This is a genomic window from Bacillus sp. JZ34 (assembly GCF_053903205.1).
This window is the reverse complement of the sequence record NZ_CP096403.1, coordinates 3692794-3711450: the sequence shown is the minus strand read 5'-3', so window position 1 is coordinate 3711450 and position 18657 is coordinate 3692794. Positions and strand designations below refer to the sequence as shown.

Annotated in this window: 18 protein-coding genes; 14 read left to right on the top strand and 4 right to left on the bottom strand. The window is 46.0% G+C overall.

Going from position 1 to position 18657, the window contains the following annotated elements:
- Nucleotides 1-7 precede the first annotated feature (7 nt).
- A complete protein-coding gene (locus tag M1D90_RS18865) occupies nt 8-1285 on the bottom strand; it encodes an MFS transporter (protein WP_026578966.1) in 1278 nt (425 codons plus the stop codon).
- A 369-nt stretch (nt 1286-1654) separates the two neighbouring features.
- Here M1D90_RS18865 and M1D90_RS18860 point away from each other — a divergent pair, with 369 nt between their 5' ends.
- The 5 genes from M1D90_RS18860 (at nt 1655) to M1D90_RS18840 (ending at nt 6450) form a co-directional block, all read left to right on the top strand.
- The gene (locus tag M1D90_RS18860) at nt 1655-2335 is read left to right on the top strand and encodes a PspA/IM30 family protein (protein ID WP_128823493.1); all 681 of its coding nucleotides are present in this window, start codon (nt 1655-1657) and stop codon (nt 2333-2335) included.
- Between the two features lie 35 nt (nt 2336-2370).
- On the top strand, nt 2371-3396 hold the full coding sequence (locus M1D90_RS18855; protein WP_026578964.1) for a TFIIB-type zinc ribbon-containing protein: 1026 nt from the start codon (nt 2371-2373) through the stop codon (nt 3394-3396).
- Nucleotides 3396-4163, top strand: coding sequence for a TPM domain-containing protein (locus tag M1D90_RS18850; RefSeq protein ID WP_145654475.1), 768 nt, complete (start codon nt 3396-3398; stop codon nt 4161-4163). Before M1D90_RS18855 ends, M1D90_RS18850 begins: the two co-directional genes overlap by 1 nt.
- Nucleotides 4164-4183: 20 nt before the next feature.
- The gene (locus tag M1D90_RS18845; RefSeq protein ID WP_020450384.1) at nt 4184-5158 is read left to right on the top strand and encodes an SPFH domain-containing protein; all 975 of its coding nucleotides are present in this window, start codon (nt 4184-4186) and stop codon (nt 5156-5158) included.
- 236 nt (nt 5159-5394) lie between these two features.
- Nucleotides 5395-6450 (top strand): LLM class flavin-dependent oxidoreductase, encoded by a 1056-nt coding sequence (locus M1D90_RS18840; RefSeq protein WP_065643585.1) that lies wholly within the window; start codon nt 5395-5397, stop codon nt 6448-6450.
- Nucleotides 6451-6485: 35 nt separating this feature from the next.
- On the opposite strand, the gene M1D90_RS18835 is transcribed toward M1D90_RS18840, so the two are convergent.
- Nucleotides 6486-7313, bottom strand: coding sequence for a TrmB family transcriptional regulator (locus M1D90_RS18835; protein WP_020450386.1), 828 nt, complete (start codon nt 7311-7313; stop codon nt 6486-6488).
- Between the two features lie 147 nt (nt 7314-7460).
- Here M1D90_RS18835 and M1D90_RS18830 point away from each other — a divergent pair, with 147 nt between their 5' ends.
- From M1D90_RS18830 to ftsW, 4 genes are all read left to right on the top strand, one after another.
- A complete protein-coding gene (locus M1D90_RS18830; RefSeq protein ID WP_020450387.1) occupies nt 7461-8093 on the top strand; it encodes a homoserine/threonine efflux transporter in 633 nt (210 codons plus the stop codon).
- 193 nt (nt 8094-8286) lie between these two features.
- The gene (locus tag M1D90_RS18825) at nt 8287-8931 is read left to right on the top strand and encodes a helix-turn-helix domain-containing protein (RefSeq protein WP_020450388.1); all 645 of its coding nucleotides are present in this window, start codon (nt 8287-8289) and stop codon (nt 8929-8931) included.
- Nucleotides 8932-8946: 15 nt separating this feature from the next.
- The gene (gene rodA / locus M1D90_RS18820) at nt 8947-10104 is read left to right on the top strand and encodes a rod shape-determining protein RodA (protein WP_065643587.1); all 1158 of its coding nucleotides are present in this window, start codon (nt 8947-8949) and stop codon (nt 10102-10104) included.
- A complete protein-coding gene (gene ftsW / locus M1D90_RS18815; protein ID WP_035337089.1) occupies nt 10101-11243 on the top strand; it encodes a putative lipid II flippase FtsW in 1143 nt (380 codons plus the stop codon). The genes rodA and ftsW overlap by 4 nt, the downstream gene beginning before the upstream one ends.
- 318 nt (nt 11244-11561) lie before the next feature.
- Here the strand turns inward: ftsW and M1D90_RS18810 are convergent, their stop codons facing one another.
- A complete protein-coding gene (locus M1D90_RS18810; RefSeq protein WP_219192634.1) occupies nt 11562-11621 on the bottom strand; it encodes a hypothetical protein in 60 nt (19 codons plus the stop codon).
- Nucleotides 11622-11909: 288 nt separating this feature from the next.
- Entirely contained in the window at nt 11910-12335 is a 426-nt protein-coding gene (locus tag M1D90_RS18805; protein WP_026578960.1) for a VOC family protein, read from the bottom strand.
- A gap of 94 nt (nt 12336-12429) precedes the next feature.
- Between M1D90_RS18805 and M1D90_RS18800 the strand changes: the two genes are divergently transcribed.
- The 5 genes from M1D90_RS18800 to M1D90_RS18780 all read left to right on the top strand — a co-directional run bounded on the left by M1D90_RS18800 (nt 12430) and on the right by M1D90_RS18780 (nt 18585).
- Complete coding sequence (locus M1D90_RS18800) at nt 12430-13377, top strand: helix-turn-helix transcriptional regulator (RefSeq protein WP_105980756.1); 948 nt, start codon at nt 12430-12432, stop codon at nt 13375-13377.
- Between the two features lie 292 nt (nt 13378-13669).
- Entirely contained in the window at nt 13670-14347 is a 678-nt protein-coding gene (locus M1D90_RS18795; RefSeq protein WP_035337087.1) for a DUF3298 and DUF4163 domain-containing protein, read from the top strand.
- A 71-nt stretch (nt 14348-14418) separates the two neighbouring features.
- Complete coding sequence (locus M1D90_RS18790; RefSeq protein WP_080131264.1) at nt 14419-15798, top strand: polysaccharide deacetylase family protein; 1380 nt, start codon at nt 14419-14421, stop codon at nt 15796-15798.
- 4 nt (nt 15799-15802) lie between these two features.
- Nucleotides 15803-17467 (top strand): alpha-amylase, encoded by a 1665-nt coding sequence (gene amyS, locus M1D90_RS18785; RefSeq protein ID WP_334212609.1) that lies wholly within the window; start codon nt 15803-15805, stop codon nt 17465-17467.
- A 167-nt stretch (nt 17468-17634) separates the two neighbouring features.
- Complete coding sequence (locus M1D90_RS18780) at nt 17635-18585, top strand: LacI family DNA-binding transcriptional regulator (protein ID WP_020450398.1); 951 nt, start codon at nt 17635-17637, stop codon at nt 18583-18585.
- Nucleotides 18586-18657: the final 72 nt, after the last annotated feature.

Below are 18657 nucleotides of genomic sequence, written 5' to 3'. Positions count from 1 at the left end.
CCACAGGTCAGCCGCTTTGGTGGTAGCGTTCGCTTTGAATGGCTTCAAGCGATTTGCCGCGCGTTTCCGGCGCCATACGGAGCCCGATGATCATATGAATGACGAGAAATGCAATCATGACGGCGCCGGCTGTTTTAAAGCCCAATCCCGTAATCATCGCAGGAACGATCAATGAGATGAGCCCGACGCCGATGCGGACGATGAAGAACATAAAGCCTTGGGCGAGCGCCCTGTATTTCGTATGAAAAAGTTCTGCCGCCCACAGCCCGTAAAACGCCTGCGCTCCAAATCCCGCAGAAATGCCCCACAGGCATACGAATAATAAAAGCTCCGTGATGTTCATCGTACCGAAGGTGAGGATGACCCATGCGGCGGTTGCCATGGCTGCTCCTATGCCAAAAAGCGTTTTCCGATTGACTTTATCGCCGAGACGGATAAAGACGAAGTATGTGGACGCCACTGTCAAAATCCATAAAAATGCCTGCAGCAGGTTGGCTTGCGCCGCTGTTAAACCGCCGACCGTCTCATAAATATACGGCATGAAATATCCCATTGTTCCGGCAACAAGGTTCCAAAACGCGTAAATTCCGATAAGGAGAATCATGGCGTGGAGGTTCGCTTTGTTGGTCAACAGCTCTTTGATCGATGCCTTTTCTGCAACTCCTTTTGCTTTGTCTTCAGCTTCTTTTCGCTTTTGCTCCTCCCAGATGGACGATTCGTGAATCTGCTGCTGCAAAATCCACGTGATGACCGCGACAACGAATAATTGCGCAAAAATCAACCGGCTTCCCAGCAAACCGAGCGGTGCCAAGGCAACCGATAGCAGCAGCGTAAGCGCCGGTCCGACCGACCATGCCAGCTGCCCCCAGCCGACGCGTCCGGCGCGTTCGTGATCAGGCGCCTCCTCGGCAATATAAGTCCAAGCAGCCGGAATCGCTGCGCCCACCGCAATTCCCGTCACGATGTAACCGGTTAAAAGCATCGGAAAATTAAACGACAAGGCAATCAGCAAAACGCCAAGCATATAGACTAATAGATCGTACTTGTATATGAATTTTCTCCCGTAACGGTCGACTAAAAAACCGCCGAGAAAAGCGCCGATCGCCGCGCCGAAACCATTTGCGCTTAAGGCGCCGAGAAGCCCGACCCGGGCGTCGTCCAACCCTAAATATTCAACCCATAACGAAAGCCCGCCGGCCCCTGCGACGATTGATCCCGCCTCCAAATAGTTGGACATGGCAACCGTGATCGTCGACTTCAAACTGCCTTTTTTTCTCCCTGGCATGATTCGCTCCCCTTTCAAAACAGAATTCTTTTCTGACAGAAGCCGGATTGATGCGTTGAATGCTGGATTTTTCTTTCGTGAGTCATGCGAATATGTAAGCGCTGTCATTTTCTGGTGATACCGACCCTGCATCCGTTCCAGCTTGCATGCTGTTCCGAATGTTTTTCATATAGTATTACTTTATTCCGAAATCAAAAATAAATCAACATATAAATCAGAATATTCCGTCTGAATATTTTTGTTTTTGTTTGAAAATTTTTCTCGAAAAACTGCCATTATATCAATTTTTTATTAAAAAACCGAAACTTTTCCTCTGGAAAAATAGTATATTTAAACTAAGTATATTTTACTATAAGGAGGAGTTTTTAGATGAGTATATTAAGCAGGTTCAAAGACATTATGGCCAGCAATATTAACGCTTTGCTTGATAAAGCAGAGGACCCGGAAAAAATGGTGGATCAGTACGTCAGGAACTTGAACAGCGACTTAAACAAAGTAAAGGCGGAAACGGCGTCTGTCATGGCGGCCGAGCAAAGGGCAAAAAGAGAACTGGCGGATTGCCGGGCGGAAATCGACAAGCTTGAGCGCTATGCAATGAAGGCATTGGAAGCCGGCAGCGAGGCGGATGCCCGAACATTTTTAGAAAAGAAAGCGGTGCTGGAAACGAAGGCGTCCGAATTAGAAACTGCATTACAAACGGCGTCATCCAATGCGCTTCAAATGAAAAAAATGCACGATAAGCTTGTTTCTGATATTGGAGAGCTTGAAGCGCGCCGGGCCGAGATCAAAGCGAAATGGACAGCGGCGAAAACACAGGAAAGAATGAATAAACTCGGTGCATCTGCAGCGAATGCCAACCATTCAATGTCCGCTTTCGGCAGAATGGAAGAAAAGGCCAACCGGGCGCTTGATGAAGCGAATGCGATGGCTGAACTGAACGCCGCTCCTCAAGATGACATAGAAGACCTGAAAGCTAAATATGACAGCCCCTCTGGTGTGGATAATGCACTTGCCGCACTGAAAGCAAAAATGGCGGGTCAAAAGTCATAACAATTTGAAATGAATAAAGTGAGAGGTTAAGAGACATGGTGATTTCTTATAAATGTCCGGGCTGCGGGGATGACATGGCCTTTGACGCTGAATCCGGCACGCTGGCCTGCCGGAGCTGCGGGAGACAGGACAAGATTGAAAACATTCCGGAAGAATTAAAAACAGCGAGATTTACTGAAGACGAAGCAACAGAATATCATTGCCAAAACTGCGGCGCTATTTTGATCACTGAAAAAGAAACGACGGCTACCTCCTGCAGCTTTTGCGGGGGAGCGGCTGTGATCGCCGACCGCTTGTCCGGAAACCTTGCCCCGGCAAAGGTCATTCCTTTTACGATCAGCAAAGAGGAAGCGGCAGACGCGTTTCGCAAGTGGTGCAGAAAAGGGCTGTTAACACCAAAGGGCTTTATGTCGGCGGACCGGATTAAAAGCATCACAGGCATGTACGTTCCTTTTTGGATGTACGATTTAAACAGCAAAGTGCAGGTCAGCGCCCGCTGCACAAAGGTACATAGGTATACACAGGGCGACTACATCTATACGAAGACCGAACATTATGATGCGTTTCGCGATATCAATCTCGACTACATCAAAGTCCCGGTGGATGCATCAGAAAAGATGAACGATGAATTGATGGACAAATTGGAGCCTTATCCGTATGATCAGCTGAAAGATTTTAAAACGGCCTATTTGGCAGGCTACATCGCTGAAAAATATAATTACGATGATGAAGAGCTTTTTCCGCGGGCGAAAAGCAAAATCAGCGGTTACATCGAGTCATATATCGATTCCACCTTATCAGGATACAGCTCCGTCGATGTGAAAACGAAACACGTCGATACGCAAAAAATGAAAAGCTTTTATGTGCTTTTGCCCGTCTGGATGGTCAATTACAACTACAAACAAAAGGATTACATTTTTGCGATGAACGGACAAACGGGAAAAGTCGTCGGCAAGCCGCCGATCAGCTCATTTAAAGAAAAGATGTGGTTTAGCGGACTGGCTGTCTCCATATTTGCGGTCTGGAAAATCATCGCTGCTGTGATGGGAGGCGGGGCGTGATGAGAAATTTATTGAGAAACGCAATGATCCTATGTATGATTTTCCTTGTCTTCATCCCTATAGCCTCCGGTGCGGCAGCCTCTGAACAGAAGCGGTATGTTTATGATGAAGCCGGGCTTTTGACCAAACAGGAAATCGAGAAACTGGAGACGCTGGCAGCCAAATTGGGCGCCGAGCGGGAAACCGACTTTATCATTGTGACGGTCAATGATACGAATGGCCGCGATGTGAAGAAATTTACTCAAGACTTCTATGACGAAAAAGCGCCCGGCTATCAGAAGAAGCATGGAAATGCAGCCGTGTTAACGGTTGATATGGAGCATAGAGAAGTCTATCTTGCCGGCTTTAAAAAGGCTGAAGAATATTTGAATGACGCCAGACTGGACAAAATTAGAGAAAAAATCACGCCGGATATATCTGACAATCATTATGCGGCCGCATTCGAAATGTTTATGAAGGCGGCGTATGATGATATGGAGAAGAAACCATGGGCGGACAGCATCTTTTTTAAGACATGGTTTCAATTGCTTGTGTCAGCAGTCATCGCGGGAATTGCCGTCGCCATTATGAAATACAATTCAGGCGGCAGAGTGACCGTAAGTGCAAATACGTATATGAACGGTGATACATCCGGAGTGATCAGAAAGAATGACGAGTACATCAGAACGACCGTCACAAAACAAAGAAAACCGTCCAATAATAAAAGCTCAGGCGGCGGAACGACGAGTGGAGGACATTCGCACAGCGGCAGCCGGGGAAGCTTTTAGAAAGGGAAAGGAAGAGCTCAATGGTGTTTTTTAAAAATCAATTTGCAAATGTAGTAGAATGGGATGAATTTCGCGATGATATGATTTTCTACAAATGGAACAACCGCGAAATCAAAAAGGGGAGCCGGCTGATCATTCGTCCCGGTCAGGATGCCGTCTTTTTAAACAATGGAAAAATCGAAGGCATATTCCAAGATGAAGGCGACTATGATATTGAATCTGAAATTATTCCTTTTTTATCTACTTTAAAAGGTTTTAAATTTGGCTTTAACAGCGGGATGCGCGCCGAAGTCCTGTTTGTCAATACGAAGGAGTTTACCGTCAAATGGGGGACGAAGAATGCCATCAATATCCCGGCTGCAGGACTACCGGGAGGCATGCCGATCAGAGCGAACGGCACATTTAATTTTAAGGTGAATGATTATGTCGCATTAATCGATAAAATTGCCGGTGTGAAAGATCAGTATGTTGTGGAAGATATCAAAATACGGATCACATCTATCCTTGATCAGCTTTTGATGAAGTGGATCACAAAAGAAGGAAAAGATATGTTCAACCTTCAAGCCAACGCCTTTGATATCGCAAAAGGGATCAAGGAAGACCTTGATATGGAGATTGTCAGCGACGGCATGACGGTTACAGGCTTTAACATCATGAGTTTCAATTATCCGAAAGAAATCCAGGACATGATCACGAAGAACGCTTCCCACGGCATGGTTGGCGATCTGAACAGATATCAGCAGATCTCCATGACAGACGGCATGGCGTCAGGAAAGATGACAGGCGGCAGTGCCGCATCCGATATGGCCGGCATGATGATGGGGATGAACGTAGCGAACCAAATGATGAATCAGATGAACCAAAATCAGCAGGCGCAGACACCAACGCCCCAAAGCACGCCGCAGGCAGGGACAAAGCCGAACTTCTGTCCAAACTGTGGAACGAAAACGGGGGAAGCCAACTTCTGTCCGAACTGCGGGCAGAAACTTGTGTAAGCTGGTATCTTCTTTGTGAATGCATGAATACCAGACCGGCATGATTGCCGGCAGACCAAGCTGGAAAACAAATGGAGCAGAAGCTGATCCTGATTCACAAGTCGGATCAATTGCATGATCAGAACGCCCGCCGTATTCTATATATAACAATGTGAGTGCCGGGTGAAAAGAATACGGCATACATCAATCAACGATGTACAGAATAATTAAAGGATACAATGTGGAGGAAAAGCGACATGGAATTAGGCATCAGCACCTTTGTAGAAACGACCCCTGATATCAAAACCGGAAAAGCCATCAGCCATGCGGAGCGGCTGCGCGAAGTAGTGGAGGAGATCGTCCTTGCCGATCAGGTGGGCTTGGATGTATTCGGAGTTGGAGAGCATCATCGTCAAGATTACGCAGCTTCTTCTCCTGCCGTCGTCCTGGCCGCAGCGGCTGCACAGACGAAGCACATCAGATTAACGAGCGCGGTCACCGTGCTGTCGTCGGCTGATCCCGTCCGTGTTTTTCAGGATTTTGCGACGCTCGACGGGATTTCAAACGGCAGGGCGGAAATCATGGCGGGCCGAGGGTCTTTCATCGAATCCTTTCCGCTGTTTGGATATGATTTAGATGATTATAATGAGCTCTTTGAAGAAAAGCTTGATCTGCTGCTCGAGCTGCAAAAGTCGGAAAGGGTCACATGGAGCGGCAAACATCGTCCGGCTATTCAAAATACAGGCGTGTACCCGCGCCCTGTGCAGAATCCGCTGCCCGTATGGATCGGAAGCGGCGGAAACCAGGAATCCGTCGTGCGCGCCGGCCTGCTCGGCCTGCCGCTGGTTCTCGCGATTATCGGGGGGAGTCCGCAGCATTTCGCCCCGCTTGTTGAGCTTTATTACAAAGCGGCGGAACATGCAGGGCATGATGCCTCAAAGCTGACAGTCGCTTCCCATTCCCACGGCTTTATTGCGGAGGATACCGAGACGGCCGCCGATCGGTTTTTCCCTTCCACCCAGCAGGCTATGAATACACTTGCGAGGGAGCGGGGCTGGGGGCCGTACAGCCGGTCGAGCTTCGATGCAGCCAGAAGCTTTGAAGGGGCGCTCTATGTAGGCGATCCCGAGACGGTGGCGGAAAAAATTATTCACCTGCGCAAGAATGTCGGGATCACCCGCTTTTTGCTTCACGTTCCGGTCGGTTCGATGCCGCACGAAGATGTCATGAAGGCGATTGAACTTTTTGGAACAAAAACGGCGCCGCTCGTCAGGGAAGAAGTATCCCGCTGGGAGGCAACCGAAAGATCATAATTATAAAAGGCCCGCGCTTTCTTTGCGCGGGCCTTTTATTTCATATAATGCTTTTTGAAATCCGGATGAATCGAAAATTTTCGGCGCAAATGGATCAGGTTTTCGCCGAAACTTTCCTCCAATACCTCTCTGTGCTTCTTCATGATTTCCATCAGATACAGATCATGAATCATCACTTCGGTAATCGGCATCACCAAGCCTACATGCATCGTCCAGGCTGCGCGGCTGTCTTTCCCGTGCGAGACAATGCCGGCCACGACTTCCGAATCGTCGACGCTGAATACAAGCCAGCGTCCGTCGTACTCTTCTGTAATTTGCGTGCTGCTGTCATGGAGATAGACATTGGCGAAATCAGCTTCAATGTCGCCGTACGCAATGATGGTGACGATGACGCCTTTTTTTGCGGCCTGCTTGAGTTCCGGCTCCAATTCAGGAAAATCCTCTTTCCAAATTTCGAGGAGAATCCTTTTTCCGGCTGATGATATACAAGCCTTTACTTTATCGATAATCTCGCTTCGTCCGGTGATGTTCCAAATATTTTCCCGGTCATTTGCAGTGCGCTCAAACTTCTCGAAATATTTTTCTGCCTGTTCAAAAGTCTCTTCCGCTTTCAGCCGCCGGTTTTTAATCAGTTCCTTGGCGGGAACGGGGATGTACTGCGGTGTGCCGCCGTAGCTGACAAAGATATCGCCGCGGATCACGAGGCTCTCCAGCACTTCGTATATTTTCGACCGGGGAACACCCGATTTTTTTGCCACCGCATAGCCTGTCAGCGGCGATTCTTCCAAAAGCGCCAAGTATGCTTTCGACTCATACTCGGTGAAATTCAGGTTTTTCAGTACGTCTAATATGTTTTCCTTCATAAGCCCTCCAGCTTCAACAAGAGTCGCTACCTTTGTCACTCATATTTTGCTGGATGTATTGATTTATTTCAAGTCCGCTGATACACTTTTTAATAAGTGGTTACTAAAGTAGTCACTATATAAACCAGTATGGGGAGGAGACATCTGATGGATAGCCTGCTGTCATACATATCGATTGCCGCCATGATGGTGGTGATACCAGGAGCAGATACGATGCTTGTGGTGAAAAACACGCTTCGCTACGGGCCGAACGCCGGGCGCTGCAATGTTCTCGGTTTGGCGACAGGGCTTTCTTTCTGGACGCTGATTGCCGTTCTCGGCTTAGCGGTGGTGATTGCGAAATCGGTGATTCTGTTCAATACGATCAAATACTTGGGGGCGGCCTATTTAATATATTTAGGCATTAAAAGCTTTTTCGCGAAAAAAATGTTTTCTTTGGAGGACATACAAGCCGAGAAGAACAAAACCGAAAACGCATCAAGCCGGCATTATAAGGATTCGTTTATGCAAGGATTGTTCAGCAACGTTCTGAATCCGAAAACTGTTTTGGTTTATATCACGATTATGCCTCAATTTATTAATTTAAGAGAAAGCGTCAACCAGCAGTTGATCATCCTCGCTTTAATCCTTACCTTTCTTGCTGTGTTTTGGTTCCTCATCCTCGTATATTTGATCGATTTCGCAAAAAAATGGCTGAGAAGCGTGAAATTCCAGAAGGTCTTTCAAAAAGCCGCGGGGCTGGTGCTTGTCGGGTTTGGCGTTAAAACGGGTTTGGATTGATATCGGATAAGGAGTGAGTTTTGACTCGCTCTTTTTTTGTTTATTTGTCAACAATTATAGGGTGGAATAAGTGAGATAAAACAGATGTCTATGGTTATTCGTTGACATTTTGACAACGGTTCTATATATTTATACCGACTTGGCCTTTTGGCTGATAGATTGATACATTTTTAGTGTGAGAGGAGAAAGGCTCGTGGATGAACAAAAGAAAAATCAGCTGGGGGCGCTGCTGAAAGAGCATTTGCGAAAAAGATCATTATCTTTAAGAGAATTGAGCGAACGCACTCAAATCGATAAAGCGACCATCTCAAGAATCATCAATGGCAAAAGAAAAGCAAACCTGAACCATTTGCAAAGGTTTTCAGAAAGTCTCGGCGTTTCTTTTGATGAGATGATGACAGCGGCCGGCTATGCGATCGAGAAGACGAGGGAAAGCGAACGTCAGGATATTCACTCGTCAGTTGCCGAAATTGAAGATGTTTTGCAAACCTCAAATGTCTATGATCGGTCCTTTACCACGGAAGAACTGAAAAACAAATTGAATGAGTACGAACAATATTCCCAGACGGAGGAAGGAAAGCGTACCATTCTGGCTGAGTTTGAATCCAAAGTCGAGAAAGTCGCCGGCATTGGTCCTTTTCTGACCCGTTTGCACGACATGTACAGCCGATTTACCTCAGGGCGGGGGACGCCGCGTGAATTGCTGCTGATGGGCGGCGCTTTGCTGTATTTCATCGTTTCTGTTGATGTCATACCGGATTATATTTTTCCAATCGGCTATATTGATGATGCCGCAGCGGTTCAATTCGTTTTCAACCAGCTGTCACATAAATCATGATGGAGCATGTTACAGATGAAAAGAAAGCCTATCAACATTGACATCAGCCTTCTGCTCATTCTATTTTGTTTGTTTATCATCAGTCTGCTGGCCGTTTACAGCGGGTCCGGCCAGTATGAAACACAGGACCCTTTTTATTTTGCGAAACGGCAGGTTTTTTGGTATCTTGTCGGGTTTGGCGTCATGGCGGGAACGGCCTACATCGACTATGAGCTGCTAGAACGATTGGCGCTTCGTTTATTTGCGGGAGCCGTTTTTCTTCTGATTCTCGTTCATTTTTTTGGAACTTATAAAAATGGTTCGCAAAGGTGGATCAGCTTCGGAGTCATCGAAATCCAGCCTTCAGAATTTATGAAGATCATTTTGATTCTTCTGTTGGCTTCGATACTCAACCAATTTCAGCATAAAAGGTTCTCCTTCACGGAGAGCATCATACCGACGGGGAAAATCATGGTGTACACGGTGATTCCGTTTTTCTTCATATTGGTACAGCCTGATTTAGGGTCCGCATTGGTGATTTTGTCGATCGCATTCACGTTGATGCTTGTCTCGGGGATTTCGGGGAGAATGATCATGTCCCTGTCGCTTGGATTCATGGGATTGGTCGCCTTTTTGACGTATTTGCACAATCATTACTTTGAGATTTTTTCAAAGATAATTAAGCCTCACCAGCTTGACCGGATATACGGCTGGCTCAGTCCTCATGAACATGCTTCTACATATGGATACCAGCTGACGCAGGCGTTATTGGGGATCGGATCGGGCCAGATGTCAGGAAGCGGCTTTACTCATGGAACCCAAGTGCAGGGAGGGAAGATTCCGGAGGCTCATACCGATTTTATTTTCGCCGTGATTGGTGAAGAATTCGGCTTTTTAGGTGCCGTCACATTAGTCTGTCTCTATTTTCTGATGATCTACAGAATCATCAGGATCGCGATCTCGTCCAACAGTCTGTTCGGTCTTTATATATGTGCGGGGGTTGCGGGGTTGATTGTATTCCAAGTGTTCCAAAATATCGGGATGACGATCGGGTTAATGCCGATCACAGGGCTCGCTCTTCCGTTTATCAGCTATGGCGGCAGCGCGCTGCTGACCAACATGATCGCCTTAGGTCTCGTTTTCAGTGTGAATATCAGATCTAAACATTACATGTTTGGGAATGACTGGGGATGAAGGTGCACAAAATGATTCTTTCCCATCTAAAGAAACTGGATTATGTATTGATTGCTTCGGTTCTGTTTTTATCCTCGTTTGGCTTGCTGATGGTATACAGTGCCGGCTACCCCCTCGGATATATGAAGTATCATGATGGCAGCTATTTTTTTATGAAGCAGCTGCAGTGGCTGCTCATCGGTTTGACCTTTTTTTCGGCTGCCGTCTTTTTCCCTTACAAAGCTTACAGCAAACTCATCCGTTTTTTGGTGAAGCTTTCTTTTTTGCTGCTGATTCTCGTTTTGCTGCCGGGAATCGGGATGGAGAAAAACAATTCTCAAAGGTGGATTCAACTCGGTTCGCTCATGATCCAGCCGTCCGAGGCTGTGAAGCTAGTGATGGTTATTTATTTCGCCTATGTGTATGCAAAAAAGCAGAGATACATCGCCGATTTTGGAAAGGGCGTCATGCCGCCGCTGATCATTTTGGCCGCTGTGTTTTTTTTGATTTTAAAACAGCCCGACTTGGGCACCGCTGTTTCGATCCTGTTAAGCTGCGGAGCGGTTCTGTTGTGCGCCGGTCTCAGAATACGGCACTTGCTGCTTCTCGGAACAATGGCAGGGGCGGGCATCGCATATTTTGCTATGACAGCGTCGTACCGGTTAAAAAGGCTGACATCGTTCAGCGATCCTTTTCAAAATGAAAACGGAGACGGCTACCAGTTGATCAATTCCTACCTTGCCATTGATTCGGGCGGGGTATGGGGGAATGGATTGGGGAACAGCGTTCAAAAGCTGGGGTTTCTTCCTGAAGCCCATACGGATTTTATCATGGCGGTCATCAGTGAAGAACTCGGCGGTGTCGGGCTGTTGATGATCATCGGGGCCTACCTGTTGATCATGTTCAGAGGTGTTAAGATCGCTGCACAAATCGATGATCCGTTTGGAAAGCTGCTGGCGGTCGGCATTACTTTCCAGATCATGATTCAGGCATTATTTAACCTGGGCGCTGTTTTCGGCCTTCTTCCCATTACCGGAATTCCTCTTCCGTTTGTCAGCTACGGAGGTTCTTCGTTAATGTTCATGCTGACGTCAGCCGGGATATTGGTCAACCTCTCCTCACATGTGAAGCGGGGAGTAAAAAAAGAGGGGCCTTTCTGATGTAGAAAGGCCTTTTCCCGATTTTGAAGTTAAAATTGACGAGATGATCCTATCATCAGGAATTTATCTTCTCATATCGCATTTGACCGTGACTCCATTTTTATATAAACGCATCCATATTGATAAATAAAGGAAATCGTGATATATTCAAGGTGTGAAACAGAATAATCTTTAGATGAATGCGTAAACTGAAAAAAACCGGAAGATGCGGCAACATCTCCCGGAAGCAACAGAGAGGCTCCGTAAAAAGGAGTCGGCTCTATTTTTAGATCCCAATTAAAAAGTAAGATCGTCTTGGTGTGGGAATCAAGGGCGATCTTACTTTTTTTTGTCGTTCGATGACAGAATTGCCACGACAAGAATGCCGAAAGAGACCATAAGTTGCAACGCCTCTGATACTGTCACATGCTCACCCCCTTTCTCTCCAAGAGATGGAGGGTGAGCCGACCGCCCTTATATAGAACCGAACTGTTGCTACCCCTTATTATACCAAAAAGAAGAGGCGTTTCCATAAATGCCCTTTGTCAAGTGAATTTGAAAAAACGCAGTTTTTTAAATTTTTGTGGTCAAATACCGCTTTTTAGCCAAAAAACCCTGCAAATTTTTCCGTGCAAAAAAGGCCGGTTCATGAAACCCGGCCTTTTTTGATATGTCTCATTTGTTCATTTATGCGGGACGCGCGGCAAAAATTTGAAAGGTAACGCCGAACGGATCGGTGACAATGCCGTAAGCGGGACTGAAATAAGTCTCCTTCAGCTCAAGCTTGACCTCGCCCCGCTCGCTCAGCTTGCCAAACAGCCGCTTGGCCGAAGAAACGTCAGCTGCCGTTACGCAAATGGACAATTGGTTTCCACTTTGGAAAGGCAGTTCAGGAATGATGTCGGCGATCATCATGACGGCGTCGCCGATTGTCAAAACGGCGTGTGCGATGAAAGCCAATTCGCCATCCTTAAAATTCGCCGCCTCATCTGCGGGGCCTTCGCCAATCGTCTGACTGAACTTTACTTCAGCCTCGAGTACATCACGATAATAATCAATCGCTTCCTTTGCTCTTCCATTCATCAGGATGTAAGGTGTAAATTGCGTTTTCATAGAGCGAACATCTCCTTTTTTTGTTGATCTAAGAAGATTGTATATTATAATGGTGACAACTTATGTCATGGTTAAAAAATGATTGGAGGTTTTCATGTCTAAAGCGAAACGATTGAATGAAATGATCATGATGGTAAACCGGAAAAAACGATTTACGGTCGGGGAGCTGGCGCAGGAATTCGGCGTTTCCAAGAGAACGGTTTTAAGGGATTTGCAAGAGCTCAGCGAAATGGGGGTGCCCCTCTATTCTGAAACCGGCCCCCACGGAGGGTATCAAGTGTTAAATGAAAGGATTCTTCCTCCCATCGCCTTCAGCGAGAACGAAGCGATCGCCATCTTCTTTGCGATCGATGCGCTGAAGCATTATATATCCCTGCCGTTTGACGCTCAGTACGACTCCATCAAAAAGAAATTTTATTTGAACCTTACAGGAGACATCCGGGATGCGATTGACAGTATGAAGGATCGCGTTGCTTTTTATACGCCTTATGAGCAAAAAGACGACATTCCGGTCTTAAAGGTGCTGCTTGAAGCGGCAGTTCAGCAAAAGGTGTTGATCATCGAATATGAAGCAAACGGTGCAGTAAGCAAGAGAAACATTCAGCCGATCGGAATCTATGCCAATCAAGGGAAGTGGTATTGCCCGGCTTACTGTTTTTTAAGACAAGACTACCGCATCTTCAGGTGTGACCGGATTAAGCGGGCCGAGCTTGATGAACATGCGGCCCCGCTTGATTTGACCGGTCTTAATTTAAAGAACCGTTTTTCAGCTGTGTCCCGGCCAAGGGAGACATTGGAATTATCAGCGGAGCTGACAAAAAAAGGAGTAGAACGGCACGGTTCACTCAAATGGCCACACCTTGAGCTGGATGTAAAAGAAGACGGGTCCGGCGTGCTGAAAGGAGAGATCGCGCCGAAGGATATTGATTTTTTTGCGGATTATTTCATTTCATTCGGCCGGGAAGCAATTATTCAGAAGCCTTCCGAATTAATCGAAAGGATGAAGCGGACATTATCCGACATGCTGAAACAATACGGCTAAAATGAAGACTCCGGTCAGACTGATCACGAAGACCCCAGCCTGCGTTTTTCCTGCATTTACAGCCCCTCAAAAAAAGCGTGAAGACGCACGTCTCATTCATCATTCCGTTAACGACACTCTCAGGAATTGAGAGTGTCTTATTTTTGCCGTCAGAAGAAATTTTTACCCAAAAAAGTTGACGGGGGATTTAAAAGTGGGTATCATTACAAATATGAAATAAATATTACATTTGTGTTACAAAAGAAAATGATATGTTACGAGTTTAAAAGAAGATTGACAAAGGAGCATGCTTATGAAAAAAGCGATGGCTATTTTAGGATTCCTTGTACTCACAGCATCGCTGCTATTCATCATCAATAAAGGAACATCTCAAATAAACGCTTCACAAAATAGAAAAGCCGCGATTCACACGGAATATTACAAAGACATCAGTTCGCTTTCTTTTCCGGTATTCAGCGATTTGAAGGAAGAAGATGCCCAGCTGGCCAACGAAGCGGTAAAACATCATTTAAAAAACTCTTATAAAGAATTTCAAAAAATCGTTAAAGATGCCGAAAAGAAGGATAAGGACGAGGAGAACGTCTATGAAACGTCCTACAAAGTCAAATACAACGAGGAAGGCAAACTGAGCTTTTTAATCTATGACTATCAGTTCTCCGGCGGCGCGCACGGCATGTACACCGCTACATCCTACAACTTTGACTTTGACAAGCGCAAACAAGTCGTGCTGACTGACGTATTAAACAATCAGGCAAAAATCGAAAAAGCAAAAAACTATATTTTCAGCTATATCAACGAACATCCGGAACAGTTTTATTCTGATCTTAAAAAGAGCGATATCCGCTTGGATGAACACACGGCTTTCTATTATACAAGCAGCGGAATTTCAATTGTATTTCAGCAGTATGATATCGCCCCGTATGCGGCCGGAAATCAGGAAATAAAGCTTCCGTCGACGCTTTTATATTAGTCCCGGTATGAGAAACAATATTTGTAATAGAAACAGAGAAAGCAAGTCATGAAACAGGAGAGTGAGCAGCGATGTCTGGCAAACCATCATTTCGATGGGTTAAAATGTTGATTTTTTTAACGATATTAATAGGTTTGGCGGGGTACTCTTACAATAAGGTGTCAAGCAACAGTCAAGAGCCCCCTCAACCAAAAAAAGGCGGCGGACAATCCGGCCTCGGCGTCGAATCCATGGTCAGCGACAGCAAACAAGAGCGGTATGCCATCCACTATCCGGTATTTCGCATAAAAGAAATCGATGAACAAATAAAAGATTATGTGAATCAAGAATTGGCCAGTTTTAAAGAGGATAATGCAAAGGCCCAGGCTCAGCATGAAGACGGGCCTTTTGAACTGAACATCAAATATAAGGTTGTCTATTACACAAAAGATGCAGCCAGTGTGGTGCTGAATCAATACATAGAGGCCGGGGGCGTTTCGGGTACAACGTCTGTCAAGACGTTTAACGCCGATTTAAAACAGAAAAAGCTGCTGTCCCTTCAAGACCTGTTCGAAGAAAATTCAGATTTTCTGAACAGGATTTCAAGCATTGCCTATCAGGAATTGAAAAATCGGAATCCGTCTGCCGACACGGCTTTATTAAAAGAAGGGACAAGCCCTCAGGAAGAGCATTTCAGCCGCTTCGCGCTCCTGGAAAACGAAGTCGAATTTTATTTTGAGAAAAAACAAACCGGTCTTGAGCAGTCTGTAAAAATAAAAAAAGAATGGGTAAAAGATATTTTAAAAGACCAATATCAGGATATGAAAAAGAGCCGTCTTCAGGCCAAACGAGAGCAGGAGCCTGTCCCCCTTCCGAAACAAGCGAAAATAAATCCTGATGAAAAAGTGATTGCTCTCACATTTGATGACGGCCCGAATCCCGCTACAACGAATAAAATATTGAATGCTTTACAAAAGCATGAAGGGCATGCGACCTTCTTTGTGCTTGGAAGCAGAGCCCAATATTATCCCGAAACGATAAAACGGATGCTGAAGGAAGGAAACGAAGTCGGCAACCATTCCTGGGACCATCCGTTATTGACAAGGCTGTCAAATGAAAAAGCGTATCAGGAAATTAACGACACGCAAGAAATGATCGAAAAAATCAGCGGACACCAGCCGGCACACTTGCGCCCTCCATATGGCGGAATCAATGATTCCGTCCGCTCGCTTTCCAATCTGAAGGTCTCGTTGTGGGATGTTGATCCGGAAGATTGGAAGTACAGAAATAAACAAAAGATTGTCAATCATGTCATGAGTCATGCGGGAGACGGAAAAATCGTCTTAATGCACGATATTTATGCAACGTCCGCAGAAGCGGCGGAAGAGATTATTAAAAAGCTGAAAGCAAAGGGCTATCAATTGGTAACTGTATCTCAGCTTGAAGAAGTGAAGAAGCAGAGAGGATATTGAATAAATGAGAAGAAAGCGCCATATCGGCGCTTTTCTGTTGCAAGAAAATATAGGGAAAACGATATTTGTTAAAAATTCCAAATATTTATACAATAGCATGTGTTTCACTTTGAAAGGGGAGAGGAAAATCATGAAACAACACAAACGGCTTTATGCCCGATTGCTGCCGCTGTTATTTGCGCTCATCTTCTTGCTGTCTCACTCTGCAGCAGCGGCGGCAAGTCTTAATGGGACGCTGATGCAGTATTTTGAGTGGTACATGCCAAATGATGGCCAACATTGGAAACGCTTACAAAATGACTCGGCATATTTGGCTGAACACGGTATTACTGCCGTCTGGATTCCCCCGGCATATAAGGGAACGAGTCAAGACGATGTAGGCTACGGCGCTTACGATCTGTATGATTTAGGGGAGTTTCATCAAAAAGGGACGGTTCGGACAAAGTACGGCACAAAGGGAGAACTGCAATCTGCGATCAACAGTCTTCATTCCCGGGACATCAACGTTTACGGCGATGTAGTCATCAACCACAAAGGCGGCGCTGATGCGACCGAAGATGTAACGGCTGTTGAAGTCGATCCTGCTGACCGCAACCGCGTAACATCAGGAGAACAGCGAATCAAAGCGTGGACACATTTTCAATTCCCGGGGCGCGGCAGCACATACAGCGATTTCAAATGGCATTGGTACCATTTTGACGGAACCGATTGGGACGAGTCCCGAAAGCTGAACCGCATCTATAAGTTTCAAGGAAAGGCATGGGATTGGGAAGTTTCCAATGAAAACGGCAACTATGATTACTTGATGTATGCCGACATCGATTATGATCATCCTGATGTCACGGCAGAAATAAAGAGATGGGGAACGTGGTATGCCAATGAGCTGCAATTGGACGGATTCCGCCTTGATGCCGTCAAACACATTAAATTTTCTTTTTTGCGGGATTGGGTCAATCATGTCAGGGAAAAAACAGGGAAGGAAATGTTTACGGTAGCTGAATATTGGCAGAATGACTTAGGTGCGCTGGAAAACTATTTGAACAAAACAAACTTTAATCATTCAGTGTTTGACGTGCCGCTTCATTACCAGTTCCATGCTGCATCGACACAGGGAGGCGGCTATGATATGAGGAAATTGCTGAACGGAACAGTCGTTTCCAAGCATCCTGTGAAAGCGGTTACGTTTGTTGATAACCATGATACACAGCCGGGGCAATCGCTTGAGTCGACTGTCCAAACATGGTTTAAGCCGCTGGCTTACGCTTTTATTTTGACAAGAGAAGCAGGCTACCCGCAGATTTTCTACGGGGATATGTACGGGACGAAAGGAGCCTCGCAGCGCGAAATTCCTGCCCTCAAACACAAAATCGAACCGATCTTAAAAGCGAGAAAACAATATGCGTACGGAGCACAGCATGATTATTTCGATCATCATAACATTGTCGGCTGGACGAGAGAAGGCGACAGCTCGGTTGCAAATTCTGGTTTGGCGGCGTTAATAACAGACGGACCCAGCGGGACAAAGCGAATGTATGTCGGCCGGCAAAACGCCGGTGAGACATGGCATGACATCACCGGAAACCGTTCCGATTCTGTTGTCATCAATGCAGAAGGCTGGGGAGAGTTTCACGTAAACGGCGGATCGGTTTCGATCTATGTTCAAAGATAGAAGAAAAGAGTGATAGGACGGATTTCCTAAAGGAAATCCGTTTTTTTATTTTCTCCTTCTTATAAAATTTCTTTGATTCCATCTTATAATTAATTTTAACAAGGTGTCATCAGCCCTCAGGAAGGACTAGCTGACAGTTTGAATCGTATAGGTAAGGCGGGGATGAAATGGCAACGTTATCTGATGTAGCAAAGAAAGCAAATGTGTCGAAAATGACGGTATCGCGGGTGATCAATCATCCTGAGACTGTGACGGATGAATTGAAAAAGCTTGTTCATTCCGCAATGAAGGAGCTCAATTATATACCGAACTATGCAGCAAGAGCGCTCGTTCAAAACAGAACACAGGTCGTCAAGCTGCTCATACTGGAAGAAATGGATACGACTGAACCTTATTATATGAACCTGTTAACGGGAATCAGCCGCGAGCTGGACCGTCACCATTATGCTTTGCAGCTTGTCACAAGGAAATCTCTCAATATCGGCCAGTGTGACGGCATTATAGCGACGGGGTTGAGAAAAGCCGATTTTGAAGGGCTGATTAAAGTATTTGAAAAGCCTGTCGTTGTATTTGGCCAAAATGAAATGGGCTATGATTTTATTGATGTTAACAATGAAAAAGGTACCTATATGGCAACACGCCACGTCATTGGGCTGGGCGTCCGCAATGTCGTCTTTTTTGGAATCGATTTGGATGAACCCTTTGAACGGTCAAGGGAAAAAGGCTACCTTCAGGCGATGGAAGGCAGTCTGAAAAAAGCGGCGATTTTCCGGATGGAAAACAGTTCGAAAAAAAGTGAAGCACGCGCACTGGAAGTGCTGGCATCCCTTGATGCACCGGCAGCCGTGGTTTGCGCTTCCGACCGCATCGCACTCGGGGTCATCCGCGCGGCGCAATCGCTCGGCAAAAAAATTCCGGAAGATGTCGCGGTTACCGGCTATGACGGGGTGTTTCTCGACCGGATCGCTTCGCCTCGCCTGACAACGATCAGACAGCCTGTTGTTGAAATGGGAGAGGCTTGCGCCAGAATCCTGCTGAAAAAAATCAATGAAGACGGAGCGTCGCAAGGCAATCAATTTTTTGAGCCGGAACTTATTGTCCGGGAATCGACTTTGTAAGGGTCTCATTCTGTTACCGGTAACAAGCTGAAAATGATTGTTCCTGTTATGCCGTCATGATAATTTCAGAAT

What these genes read in the sequence shown, in the direction of transcription:
- M1D90_RS18845 (WP_020450384.1), top strand. Translation starts at nt 4,184, where the DNA reads ATGGTGTTTTTTAAAAATCAATTTGCAAATGTAGTAGAATGGGATGAA.
- M1D90_RS18800 (WP_105980756.1), top strand. Translation starts at nt 12,430, where the DNA reads ATGTCTAAAGCGAAACGATTGAATGAAATGATCATGATGGTAAACCGG.
- M1D90_RS18850 (WP_145654475.1), top strand. Translation starts at nt 3,396, where the DNA reads ATGAGAAATTTATTGAGAAACGCAATGATCCTATGTATGATTTTCCTT.
- M1D90_RS18795 (WP_035337087.1), top strand. Translation starts at nt 13,670, where the DNA reads ATGAAAAAAGCGATGGCTATTTTAGGATTCCTTGTACTCACAGCATCG.
- M1D90_RS18805 (WP_026578960.1), bottom strand. Translation starts at nt 12,335, where the DNA reads ATGAAAACGCAATTTACACCTTACATCCTGATGAATGGAAGAGCAAAG.
- M1D90_RS18835 (WP_020450386.1), bottom strand. Translation starts at nt 7,313, where the DNA reads ATGAAGGAAAACATATTAGACGTACTGAAAAACCTGAATTTCACCGAG.
- M1D90_RS18830 (WP_020450387.1), top strand. Translation starts at nt 7,461, where the DNA reads ATGGATAGCCTGCTGTCATACATATCGATTGCCGCCATGATGGTGGTG.
- amyS (WP_334212609.1), top strand. Translation starts at nt 15,803, where the DNA reads ATGAGAAGAAAGCGCCATATCGGCGCTTTTCTGTTGCAAGAAAATATA.
- rodA (WP_065643587.1), top strand. Translation starts at nt 8,947, where the DNA reads ATGAAAAGAAAGCCTATCAACATTGACATCAGCCTTCTGCTCATTCTA.
- M1D90_RS18780 (WP_020450398.1), top strand. Translation starts at nt 17,635, where the DNA reads ATGGCAACGTTATCTGATGTAGCAAAGAAAGCAAATGTGTCGAAAATG.
- M1D90_RS18840 (WP_065643585.1), top strand. Translation starts at nt 5,395, where the DNA reads ATGGAATTAGGCATCAGCACCTTTGTAGAAACGACCCCTGATATCAAA.
- M1D90_RS18790 (WP_080131264.1), top strand. Translation starts at nt 14,419, where the DNA reads ATGTCTGGCAAACCATCATTTCGATGGGTTAAAATGTTGATTTTTTTA.
- M1D90_RS18865 (WP_026578966.1), bottom strand. Translation starts at nt 1,285, where the DNA reads ATGCCAGGGAGAAAAAAAGGCAGTTTGAAGTCGACGATCACGGTTGCC.
- ftsW (WP_035337089.1), top strand. Translation starts at nt 10,101, where the DNA reads ATGAAGGTGCACAAAATGATTCTTTCCCATCTAAAGAAACTGGATTAT.
- M1D90_RS18855 (WP_026578964.1), top strand. Translation starts at nt 2,371, where the DNA reads ATGGTGATTTCTTATAAATGTCCGGGCTGCGGGGATGACATGGCCTTT.
- M1D90_RS18860 (WP_128823493.1), top strand. Translation starts at nt 1,655, where the DNA reads ATGAGTATATTAAGCAGGTTCAAAGACATTATGGCCAGCAATATTAAC.